This is a genomic window from Rathayibacter iranicus NCPPB 2253 = VKM Ac-1602 (genome assembly GCF_003149025.1).
GTDB classification, from domain to species: Bacteria; Actinomycetota; Actinomycetes; order Actinomycetales; family Microbacteriaceae; genus Rathayibacter; species Rathayibacter iranicus.
In genome coordinates this window covers 94,218-105,629 of record NZ_QGDV01000010.1, presented here as the reverse complement: position 1 = coordinate 105,629, position 11,412 = coordinate 94,218, and the positions used below count along the sequence as shown (strand labels likewise).

Here is an 11,412-nt window from a genome sequence, read left to right as displayed (position 1 = left end):
CGATCGCGTCGCGCTTGTATTCCTCGGTGAAGCTTCGTCGGGTGGAACCCATGAAAGTAGTCTCCTACAGGTCGAGAACCCCAGCAACACACCCCCGACTCCACCAAAACGGGTACGGTCCAGGCAGGGACCGGCGCGACATTCAATTCAATACAGGCAGTTGGGGCCCAGCAGACTCTTCAGCTCGCCGAAGAGGTCGGGGGTGATGCGCACCGGGAACGGGACCTCGAACACGCGGGCCGTCTCGCCCTTGATGAGTTTGAGGCGCACCTCCGTCTGGCCGGAGTGGCGGATGAGGACGTCGCTGAGTTGCGAAACCGTGTCGGTGGTCGCGCGCGACTCCGGCATCGAGACGGTCAGTGGTCCGGAGTCGCCGTCTTGGTTGAGTTCGGGAGCGAAGAGGCTGAACGCGTGCAGGTTCATGCCGTCGTCACGCATGCTGACGCGTCCGCGGACCACGACGATCGAGTCGTTCGTCAGGGCCGGCGCGAACTCCTGGTACGCCTTACCCATAAACATGCACGTGATCTCACCGCCGAAGTCTTCGACCTGAATCATCCCGTACTGATTACCGGACGTCTTGGCCATGCGGTGCTGAACGCTCGTGACGAGCCCGGCGACGACGACAGTCTCGCCGTCGGCGATCGTCTCCGAGATCAGCAGGTCGGCAATAGTCGTGCTGTAGTGCTTGGCGAGTTCGGTTTCGAGTCCGGCGAGCGGATGGTCGGAGACATAGAGGCCGAGCATGTCCCGCTCAAAGGCAAGCTTGTCCCGCTTGGCCCACTCCGGCCGCTCCGGCACCTGGATTGCGGCCTGCGGCTCGTCCCAAAGACTGTCGAAGTCGAAGCCGACCTGGCCGTTTGCTTCGTTGCGCTTCTCCCCCACCGCCGCCTCGACGGCGTCCTCGTGGATCTCGACGAGCGCGCGCCGGGTCGAGCCGAGCGAGTCGAACGCGCCGGCCTTGATCATCGACTCGACCGTGCGCTTGTTAGTGGCCTGCATCGGAACCTTGCGCAGGAAGTCGTGGAACGATTCGAAGCGTCCCTTTTCCTCGCGGGCCGCGCGGATGCCCTCGACCACGTTCGTCCCGACATTGCGAACGGCGCCAAGGCCGAAGCGGATATCCGTGCCGACCGCGGCGAAGAAGCCGATCGATTCATTCACATCCGGCGGCAGGACCTTGATGCCCATGCGCCGGCACTCGTTGAGATAAGCAGCCATCTTGTCTTTAGAGTCACCGACGCTGGTGAGCAGTGCCGCCATGTATTCCGCGGGATAGTGGGCCTTGAGGTAAGCAGTCCAGTACGAGACGACTCCGTAGGCGGCGGAGTGCGCCTTGTTGAAGGCGTAGTCGGAGAAGGGGAGAAGGATGTCCCAGAGGGTCTTCACGGCCTCCATAGAGTAGCCGTTGGCGGTCATGCCACCCGAGAAGCCTTCGAACTGCTTGTCGAGCTCGGACTTCTTTTTCTTGCCCATCGCGCGCCGCAACAGGTCCGCCTGCGCGAGGGTGAACCCCGCAAGCTTCTGCGCGATCGACATGACCTGCTCCTGGTACACGATCAAGCCATAGGTGCCGCCGAGCACCTCTGCGAGGGGCTCCTCGAGTTCCGGATGGATCGGCGTGATCTGCTGGACACCGTTCTTGCGCAGCGCGTAGTTGGTGTGGGAGTCGGCGCCCATCGGGCCCGGCCGGTAGAGCGCGAGGACCGCAGAGATGTCCTCGAAGTTGTCGGGCTTCATCAGGCGCAGCAAACCGCGCATCGGTCCGCCGTCGAGCTGGAACACGCCGAGCGTGTCGCCGCGCGCGAGAAGTTCATAGGCGGCCTGATCATCGAGGTCGAGATCCTCGAGGACCAAATCCTGCTGCCGATTCGCCCTGATGTTGTCGAGAGCGTCATCAATGATGGTGAGGTTGCGCAGCCCCAGGAAGTCCATCTTGATCAGGCCGAGCGACTCGCACGCGGGGTAGTCGAATTGCGTGACGATCTGGCCGTCCTGTTCCCGCTTCATGATCGGGATGATGTCGAGCAGCGGGTCACTGGACATGATGACGCCGGCCGCGTGGACTCCCCACTGGCGCTTGAGGTTCTCGAGCCCGAGCGCCGTGTCGAAGACGAGCTTTGCCTGCGGGTCCTCGGCGATGACGTTCCGAACGTCGACCGCCTCCTTATAGCGCGGGTGCGAGGAATCGTTGATCCCGCTGAGTGGAATGTCCTTCCCCATGATCGCGGGGGGCATCGCTTTCGTGAGCTTCTCGCCCATCCCGAATGGGAACCCGAGGACTCGGGAAGCGTCCTTAAGCGCCTGCTTCGCCTTGATCGTGCCGTAGGTGACGATCTGAGCGACGCGCTCGTCGCCGTACTTCTCGGTGACATAGCGGATGACTTCACCGCGGCGACGGTCGTCGAAGTCGACGTCGAAGTCGGGCATGGAGACGCGGTCGGGGTTGAGGAAGCGCTCGAAGATCAGGCCGTGGCGCAGCGGATCGAGATCGGTGATCTTCATCGCGTACGCGGCCATCGAGCCGGCGCCGGAGCCACGGCCCGGGCCTACGCGAATGCCGTTGCGCTTAGACCAGTTGATGAAGTCGGCAACGACGAGGAAGTAGCCAGGGAAGCCCATTTGCAGGATGACGCTGGTCTCGTAGTCGGCGCGCTCGCGCACCTCCTGCGAAATTCCATCCGGGTACCGTTCACGAAGGCCCGCCTCGACCTCCTTGACGAACCAGGTGTCCTCGGTCTCGCCCTCGGGGACGGGGAAGCGGGGCATGTAGTTCGCGGAAGTATCGAATTGCACATCGCAGCGCTCAGCGATCAGAAGCGTGTTATCGCAGGCTTCGGGATGGTCGCGGAATACCTGCCGCATCTCGCGAGGCGACTTGAGGTAGAACTCGTCGGCGTCGAACTTGAAGCGCTTGGGGTCGTCCAAGGTTGTTCCGGACTGCACGCAGAGCAGCGCCGCGTGCGAGGTGGCATCGTGCGCGTGGGTGTAATGCAGATCGTTGGTGGCGACGAGCGGGAGGTCGAGGTCCTTCGCCAACCGGATGACGTCTCCAATAACGCGCCGCTCGATGTCGAGGCCGTGGTCCATGATCTCGGCGAAGAAGTTCTCCTTGCCGAAGATGTCACGGTAGTCGGCGGCCGCCTGACGCGCCTCCTCGTACTGCCCAAGCCGAAGCCGAGTCTGCACCTCGCCACTCGGGCAGCCAGTGGTGCCGATCAGACCCTCCGAGTACTGCGAGAGGATGTCGCGGTCCATCCGCGGCTTGAAGTAATAGCCCTCAATGGACGCCTTCGACGAGAGGCGGAAAAGGTTGTGCATGCCCGTGGTGGTCGAACTCAGCAGCGTCATGTGCGTGTACGCGCCGGAGCCGGACACGTCGTCACCGCCACCGTCACCCCAGCGGATCCGCGTCTTGTCGGAGCGATGCGTGCCCGGCGTCAGATAGGCCTCCGTGCCGATGATCGGCTTGATCCCCGCGGCCGTCGCCGTGCGCCAGAAGTCGAAGGCGCCGAACACGTTGCCGTGGTCGGTCACCGCGATCGCCGGCATACCCTCCTCGACCGCCGCGTCGATCAGCGGCTTGACCCGTGCGGCGCCGTCGAGCATCGAGTACTCGCTGTGCACGTGAAGGTGGACGAAGGAATCGTTACTCGGCAAGGATGCGCCTCCGACGGACTGCTGGCAGGGGGACCGCGGACCTCGCACGAGGTCGCGACCGCGGCGGCAGAAAGTCTAACCGGGGTCGAAGCGACCGGAGCCGGGCGTGCGCGGATCCGCGCTCACTCCTCGCGCAGTACCTCGAGCGCGTGCGCCAGATCGTCGGGATAGGACGCTTCGAACTGCACCCACTCCCCCGTGCCCGGGTGCGTGAAGCCGAGGCGCACCGCGTCGAGCCATTGGCGGGTGAGCCCGAGCCGCTTCGAGAGCGTCGGATCGGCTCCGTACATCGCGTCGCCGACGCAGGGGTGGCGCTGGGCCGCCATGTGCACGCGGATCTGGTGGGTCCGCCCGGTCTCGAGGTGGATCTCGACCAGGGAGGCGAACGGGAACGCCTCCATCGTCTCGTAATGAGTGACGGAGGGCTTGCCGTCCGCGCGGACGGCGAATTTCCAGTCGGAGGAGGGATGGCGACCGAGCGGCGCGTCGATGGTGCCCGCGAGCGGATCCGGATGGCCCTGCACGAGGGCGTGGTAGACCTTCTCGACTGTGCGGTCGTGAAAAGCCCGCTTGAGGTGCGTGTAGGCGCGCTCGGACTTGGCGACGACCATCAGGCCACTCGTACCAGCGTCGAGCCGGTGGACGATGCCCGCGCGCTCCGCAGCTCCGGAGGTAGCCACCATGAATCCTGCGGCCGCGAGAGCGCCCAGGACGGTCGGCCCCTGCCACCCGACCGCGGGGTGCGCGGCGACGCCAACCGGCTTGTCGATCACCACGATGTCGTCATCGTCGTACACGATGCCGAGGTCGGGAACCGCGAGGGGCACGATTGTCGGCTCCTCGCGAGGGCTCCACTCGACACTCAGCCAGGTGCCGGCGTGTACACGGTCGCTCTTGTCGAGGACGCGGCCGTCGGCACTGACTCCGCCGGCCTCGGCGACCTCGGCCGCGAAACTCCGCGAGAACCCGAGCAGCTTGGCGACGGCGGCATCGGCCCGAAGCCCATCGAGACCGTCGGGGACCGGCAGTGAACGCGACTGCACCATCAGCGACCGCCGCGGCGGCCGACATTGCGGGGCTCGCGCTCCGTCCGGGACCCGTCGAGACCGACGCCGCGCAGGCTGAGGAGGACGAACAGGGCCATGGCCGTGCAGATCGCGATGTCGGCAACGTTGTAGATCGCCGGCAGCAGCCAGGGCGTGAAGAGGAAGTCGACCACGTGCCCGAGGCCGAACGACGGCTCGCGGAACAGGCGGTCGAAAAGATTGCCGAGGGTGCCGCCGAGCAGCAGCCCGAAGAAGATCGCCCACGCGGTGGAGCGGATCCGACCCGAAAACCAGATGACGGCCACGACGACGCAGGCCGCGATGATCGAGAAGATCCACGTCGATCCACTGGCGAGGGAGAAGGCCGCACCCGGATTCTTCACGTAGTGGAAGATCAGAACGTCGCCAAGGACGTGCAGGTCCTCGCCCAGGGTGAGAGTCATCGTGACCAGGAGCTTCGCAGTCTGATCGATCGCGAAGACCGCAAGCGCGACGAGGCCGAGGGTGACGAGCGCCCTCGGCCTGACGTCCGCTGCGGCGGGACTACGCCCCAAAGCCCGACATCGAGGACTCCGCCTGTGCCGGCTGAGTGTCGAGGTCGCGCAACTGGCCCTCAATGTAGCTCTTCAGCTTCTGACGGTATTCACGCTCGAAGGTGCGCAGCTCGTCGATGCGGTGCTCGACCGACGCGCGCTCCTCCTCGAGCTTCGAGATCTGCTGCCGCTGCTTGGCCTCCGCTTCGGCGACCAGACGCGCGGCGGTCGCGCGGCCCTCGGCGACGAGAGCGTCACGCTTTTCAGCGCCCTCGCGGACGTGCTCCTCGTGGAGACGGCGCGCGAGCTGCAGGAGTCCGCTGGAGCTTTCCGCTTCATCGGCCGGAGCCGACTGCTGAGCGACGACCGGCGCGGTGACGGGAGCAGGGGTCGGCGTGGGCTGCGGTTCGGGCTCCGGAGCCTGAACGACGACAGGAGCGGGGCTGCTGTCCCGCGGCACGTCCGAGACGCGGACGTCCGAAGCGCGAGTGTCGCCGGAAGAGAGGCGCTGACGCAGCTCCTCGTTTTCCTGGTTCAGGCGACGCAACTCCACGACGACCTCGTCGAGGAAGTCGTCGACCTCGTCCTGGTCGTATCCCTCGCGGAACTTGGTCGGCTGGAACCGCTTATTGACAACATCTTCGGGAGTGAGCGCCATGGCTTTCCACCTTCGATTTCAAGTAGGTACACGTTTATCAACGTTCGACTAAAGCTAGCAACTTCAGGCGCACGGCGCAGTGCTGGCACCGCGGAGAACGTCCGGTCGTCCCCAACGATACAGGGACCCTCACACGCGCTGGAGCCACGTGGCGACGTACATGCCCACAATGACGCAGAGCATCGTCAGACTCCAGCCGAAATCGAGGGCGATCGGCCCGACGGAGACCGGCTTGACGAGCCGTCTGAAAAAGCCGATGGGCGGATCCGTCACGGTGTAGACGCCCTCGGCCGCCACGAGGCCGACGCCCCGGGGACGCCAGTCGCGCCGGATGACTCGGACAAGATCGAGCACGAAGCGCGCCCACATCGCGAGAAAGTAGAGGAGCAACAGGAAGTACAGGACGCTCCCGAGGAGCGAGACGAGAGAGGTCACCGAGAGCCAGGGCTCCGCAGGATCAGGACTTCGCGAAGAACGACGCGTCGGCGTCGCTCTCGGTGGAGGCGGAGTCGCCGGCGACCGTGATGTGCGAGGGCGAGAGCAGGAACACCTTGCTCGTCACGCGCTCGATCCGGCCGAACAGACCCTGCGAAAGACCGCTCGCGAAGTCGATGAGACGGCGAGCATCCGCGTCGCTCATCTGCGAGAGGTTGATGATCACAGGGATGCCGTCCCGGAAGTTCTCGGCGATGATTTGCGCGTCGCGGTACTGCTTCGGGTGGACGGTGAGGATCTCGTTCATCTCGGCGTGTGCCGTCGCCTTCGGGGTCTGGGGGGTGGGCTTGCGGAGCGGGGTGACCGTCGCGCGGGGCTGCGGCGCCGGTTCGACAGGCGGGACGGGGTGCACCGGCGAAAGCGGAGAGCGGTGCGTCGTCGCGGGAGCCGCCTCGACGGGTTCAGCGCGCTCGTACTCGACCTCTTCATCGGCGAGTCCGAGGTAGACCATCGTCTTCTTCAGCGGGTTGGCCATGGGTGTCCTCCGTGTCGTGTCTGCGCCCACAGGTGGGTCACCATGAGGTTAGGTGCGGGCGGGGCGTTCTCCGGTGATTGCCGACCCGATTCGTAGGTGTGTCGCGCCCTCGGCGATTGCCTCGGCGAAGTCGTGCGACATGCCCGCCGAGATCGCTGTCGCGGCGGGATCGATCGCACGGATCCGCTCTGAGATGCCGCGCAGGCGGGCGAAGGCCGGGCGCGGCTCCTGCCCCAGCGGAGCGACCGCCATCACGCCGCGGAGAGTCAGACCGGGCGCCTGCGCGAGGGCCTCAGCGAGTGGCTCGACGTCGACGGGGGCGGCCCCGCCGCGCTCGACGTCCTCGGTGAGGTTGACCTGGAGGAACACGTCGAGTGTGCCCTCTCCGGCATCGAGCAGCGGCACCAGAGCGAGGCGGTCGACGGAGTGTACGGCTCGGGCGTAGCGACGCACGTGCCGCGCCTTCTTGCTCTGTAACTGGCCGATGAAATGCCAGCGCGCCAGGGTGCCTGCGAGTTCGGTCGACTTCTCCTGCGCCTCCTGGTGTCGATTTTCGCCGAAGTCTGCGACGCCCAGGTCGAGGAGGTCGCGGATCAGTGACACCGGATGGAACTTCGTCACCACGATTGTCGTGACCGAGCCTGGATCTCGGTCAGCCGAGCGGGTCGCCTCGACGACCCGCTCGGAGACGTCGGCCCAGCGCGCGGCGAGTTCCGGATCGGACACGGCTACTTGAGGAAGTCGGGGATGTCCAGGTCACTCTCGTCATCGTCGAACGACGGGTCGGCCACGGGGGCCGGCGCCGCGGCGGGAGTGCTCGACCAGATCGACCCGGCAGCGGGCGCGGCGACCGGGGTCGGAGCGGGCTCGGCCACCGACTCCGTCGCCGCGCTCTGCTGCCGGGGCTGGGCGATGGCAGCCGGAGCAGTACCACCCGGCTCTCCACCGTCGAAGCCTGCGGCGATAACGGTGACGCGCACCTCATCGCCGAGGGTGTCGTCGATGACGGCGCCGAAAATGATGTTCGCCTCGGCGTGCACCGCCTCCTGCACCAGGCGCGCGGCGTCGTTGATCTCGAAGATGCCGAGGTTTGACCCGCCTTGGATCGAGAGGAGCACTCCGTGCGCGCCGTCGATGCTCGCCTCGAGGAGCGGGGAGGCGACGGCGAGTTCGGCCGCTTTGATCGCTCGGTCGGCGCCTCGGGAAGAGCCGATGCCCATCAGCGCGGAGCCGGCGCCCTGCATGACCGACTTCACGTCGGCGAAGTCGAGGTTGATCAGGCCCGGGGTCGTGATGAGGTCGGTGATGCCCTGGACACCAGCAAGGAGCACCTGGTCGGCAGTTGCGAAGGCCTCGAGCATCGAGATGCCGCGGTCGCTGATTTCGAGCAGGCGGTCATTCGGCACGACGATGAGGGTGTCGACCTCGTTCTTCAGCGTCGCGACGCCCGCCTCGGCCTGCGTCTGACGACGGCGACCCTCGAACCCGAAGGGCTTGGTCACCACGCCAATGGTGAGCGCGCCAATCGACTTGGCAATGCGAGCGACGACGGGCGCGCCTCCGGTGCCAGTGCCGCCACCCTCGCCCGCGGTGACGAAGACCATGTCGGCCCCTGCGAGGACTTCCTCGATCTCTTCGGCGTGGTCCTCGGCGGCGCGGCGGCCGACCTCCGGATCGGCGCCGGCGCCGAGTCCGCGGGTCAGCTCGCGTCCGACGTCGAGCTTGACGTCGGCGTCGCTCAGCAGGAGCGCCTGGGCGTCCGTGTTGATCGCGATGAATTCGACACCGCGCAGGCCGAGTTCGATCATGCGGTTGACGGCGTTGACACCGCCACCGCCGATGCCGACGACCTTAATCACGGCGAGGTAGTTCTGGTTTGAAGTCACGTCTCCGGCCTCCGGGCTGAACCTTAAACCTGTAGTTGAGGCTTAAAGTTATGCTAAGTATGCATTTGGGTTTCGGCTCCGACGGTAGGCGGAGACGGGGCGCGCTCCCAGCAGACACGCCCGCAATCGCCAAAGAGCCGAGCGGATCCGTGGGCGGTTACGGCCGAGGGGCGACCACAGCGGCCTCAGGAGAGGACACGTCATACGAGGCGATCGTGGCGGGATCAGTCGTGGCCATGAGCTTCTCGAGCACGACAGCCTTGAGGGCGGACTCGTTCGAGCCGCCCCAGACGATCCTCGCTCCGTTCGCGAGCGTCAGCGAGACATCATCGCCCGTCGTCGCCGTCGCCTCGGTGACCTGACCCGCCAGTGACACGGGCAGTGTCCGGAGAACCCGAGCCGTGGCCCGAAAACCGACTCCGGAGGCGTCACCCGAGGGAGTCGAGAGCACCGGGTAGCCGGCCTGGGCAGCATCCGCCGACTCGATGACCACCCCTGCGGCATCGACCAGATCGAACCGCCCGTCCTTTGCGAGCACTCCGATCGGCGTCCGCTCCACGACGGCGATCACGAGCGTGCCGGGCGGTCTCGTCTGCACCGAATAGCTCTGGATGAGCGAGGACGCTCCGAGCACTCGGCCGACGTCACCCCGGTCGACGAGCGTGAGCGGCACGCCGAGCTGGTCGCTGAGCGCGCTCTGGAGGGCGGCGGCGTCAACGCGCTGGGTGCCCGAGATCTCGATGCTCCTCACCGCCATCAGCGGCGAATAGGCGGCGATCCCGACCACAGCGGCCAGTGCGACCAGCGAGCCGGCGACGACGAGAGCGATGAGGCGGCGGCGACGGGCTCGCTTCGTGAAGCGGCGCACCTCACCGCGCTCAAAGCGCCTGCGCTCGCGTGCGGCGCGCCTGAGCACGCGGTTCTCGGCGCCGGGCAGGCGGACGGCGGCCACAGCGGAGATCAGAGCCCCCACACCCTCGGAACGCGCGGGGCGCGACGATACGCGGATCGGCTCGGTGAGGTACTCCCGCGTCTGCTCCCCGTCGCCACCGACAGGGGAGGTCGGCATGCGCGAGGCGGCGGCGGGCCGCGTTCCGTCGGGCCGCTTCATGAACGCCCTCCGCGCGCCGACCGCCTGCTGGCCGTGGTCATCGAGCGACCGGAGCGTCCTCGCTCGCGCCGAGCGATTCGAGCACCTGCGGGATGATCCGATACACGTCGCCGCAGCCGAGGGTGACGACGAAATCGCCCTCGCGCGCAATCTCGGCGACGCGACGCGCCGCTTCCGCCCAATCGGGGACGAAGGAGACCCGCGACGGATCGGCGAATTTTCCACTGACGAGAGCGCCGGTGACGCCCGGCTCCGGGTCCTCACGGGCACCATAGACATCAAGGACGACCGTCTCATCGGCGTAGCGTTCGAGCGTCTCGGCGAACTCCTGCGCGAACAGGCGAGTGCGGCTGTAGAGGTGGGGCTGATGCAGCGCGATGATGCGTCCCGAGCCGACGACGGTGCGCGCTGCCGAAAGCGCGGCGGCGACCTCGGTGGGATGGTGCGCGTAGTCGTCGTAGACGCTGACGCCGCGAACCGAGCCGTGCAGCTCGAAGCGGCGCTCCGTGCCTCCGAAGGCCGACACGGCCTCGAGGGACGCCGCCGGATCGAAGCCCAAGCCCACCAGCACCGCGAAGGCACCCGCCGCGTTGACCGCGTTGTGCCGGCCGGGGATGCGCAGTCGGGCGGAGTAACGCCGGCCCTCGTACTCGATGGAGAAGCCGACCGGGCCGACCAGCTCGAGGTCGACGACACGGACATCCGCACCCGCGGCCTCACCGAAGGTCAGCACCCGATGATCAACGAGCCGCTCGGTGACGCGGACCGCACCTGGATCGTCGGAGGAGATAACGACGAGTTCGCGCGCGGACGACGCGAAGGTCACGAACGCCTCCTCGAACGCCTCGAGCGAGCCGTAGTGGTCGAGGTGGTCGGGATCGACATTGGTGATCAGGGCGACCGCGGCATCGTAGAGCAGGAAGCTGCCGTCGGATTCGTCGGCCTCAACGACGAAGGTCTCGCCAGAGCCAGCCGCGGACGATGTGCCAAGGCTTTCAATAATGCCGCCGTTGACGAAGCTCGGGTCGGCATCGATACCGAGCAGACCGGTAACGATCATCCCGGTGGAGGTGGTCTTGCCGTGGGCACCGGCCACCGCGACGAGGCGCTTGCCGCGCACCAGCCAAGCGAGTGCCTGCGAGCGGTGCAGCACGGGGAGGCCACGCTTCTTCGCGAGCAAGTACTCGGGGTTATCTGGCCAGAGCGCGGAGGTGACGACGACGGCCTCTGCGTCGCCCAGGTTCGCCGCGTCATGACCGATCGCGACGGGGATGCCCAGCTCGCGCAGCTGCTCGATTGGATGCGACTCGCGCACGTCCGAGCCCGTCACGCGGTGGCCGGCGTGGTGGAAGAGGCGCGCGATCCCGCTCATCCCGGAACCGCCGATGCCGATGAAGTGCACCGATCCGAGTTCGTCGGGGACGGTGATGCCAAGGTCGGGCTTGATCACGGGAGTCTCGCTTTCGGATGGTCGGCTCGACGCGGGAGGGGCCGCGCGCCGCGCGCCGGATCAGTGTAGACGGTGGGCGGGAGCGCACTTCGGAGCCG

10 protein-coding genes are annotated in these 11,412 nt (G+C 66.8%); all 10 read right to left on the bottom strand.

From position 1 onward, the window contains the following. Positions 1-147 precede the first annotated feature (147 nt). Positions 148-3,609, bottom strand: coding sequence for a DNA polymerase III subunit alpha (dnaE, locus tag B0H03_RS11360; RefSeq protein ID WP_237399490.1), 3,462 nt, complete (start codon positions 3,607-3,609; stop codon positions 148-150). A 173-nt stretch (positions 3,610-3,782) separates the two neighbouring features. Further along, positions 3,783-4,703, bottom strand: coding sequence for an RluA family pseudouridine synthase (locus B0H03_RS11355; protein ID WP_104264107.1), 921 nt, complete (start codon positions 4,701-4,703; stop codon positions 3,783-3,785). A 2-nt stretch (positions 4,704-4,705) separates the two neighbouring features. Next, entirely contained in the window at positions 4,706-5,260 is a 555-nt protein-coding gene (gene lspA, locus B0H03_RS11350) for a signal peptidase II (protein WP_104264100.1), read from the bottom strand. Further along, entirely contained in the window at positions 5,250-5,897 is a 648-nt protein-coding gene (locus B0H03_RS11345; RefSeq protein ID WP_104264099.1) for a DivIVA domain-containing protein, read from the bottom strand. The genes lspA and B0H03_RS11345 overlap by 11 nt, the downstream gene beginning before the upstream one ends. A 129-nt stretch (positions 5,898-6,026) precedes the next feature. After that, entirely contained in the window at positions 6,027-6,332 is a 306-nt protein-coding gene (locus B0H03_RS11340) for a YggT family protein (RefSeq protein WP_258061894.1), read from the bottom strand. A 22-nt stretch (positions 6,333-6,354) separates the two neighbouring features. Continuing rightward, on the bottom strand, positions 6,355-6,867 hold the full coding sequence (locus tag B0H03_RS11335; protein WP_104264098.1) for a cell division protein SepF: 513 nt from the start codon (positions 6,865-6,867) through the stop codon (positions 6,355-6,357). A gap of 48 nt (positions 6,868-6,915) precedes the next feature. Then, a complete protein-coding gene (locus tag B0H03_RS11330; protein ID WP_104264097.1) occupies positions 6,916-7,593 on the bottom strand; it encodes a YggS family pyridoxal phosphate-dependent enzyme in 678 nt (225 codons plus the stop codon). Between the two features lie 2 nt (positions 7,594-7,595). After that, positions 7,596-8,753 (bottom strand): cell division protein FtsZ, encoded by a 1,158-nt coding sequence (gene ftsZ, locus B0H03_RS11325; protein ID WP_104264096.1) that lies wholly within the window; start codon positions 8,751-8,753, stop codon positions 7,596-7,598. Between the two features lie 157 nt (positions 8,754-8,910). Continuing rightward, positions 8,911-9,864, bottom strand: a complete 954-nt coding sequence (locus B0H03_RS11320) for a cell division protein FtsQ/DivIB (protein ID WP_104264095.1) — start codon at positions 9,862-9,864, stop codon at positions 8,911-8,913. 37 nt (positions 9,865-9,901) lie between these two features. Further along, a complete protein-coding gene (murC, locus tag B0H03_RS11315; RefSeq protein ID WP_104264094.1) occupies positions 9,902-11,314 on the bottom strand; it encodes a UDP-N-acetylmuramate--L-alanine ligase in 1,413 nt (470 codons plus the stop codon). Positions 11,315-11,412: the final 98 nt, after the last annotated feature.

Coding starts and splice junctions, on each gene's coding strand:
- dnaE (WP_237399490.1), bottom strand. CDS start 3,609: ATGCTCGACGGCGCCGCACGGGTCAAGCCGCTGATCGACGCGGCGGTC.
- B0H03_RS11320 (WP_104264095.1), bottom strand. CDS start 9,864: ATGAAGCGGCCCGACGGAACGCGGCCCGCCGCCGCCTCGCGCATGCCG.
- B0H03_RS11345 (WP_104264099.1), bottom strand. CDS start 5,897: ATGGCGCTCACTCCCGAAGATGTTGTCAATAAGCGGTTCCAGCCGACC.
- B0H03_RS11335 (WP_104264098.1), bottom strand. CDS start 6,867: ATGGCCAACCCGCTGAAGAAGACGATGGTCTACCTCGGACTCGCCGAT.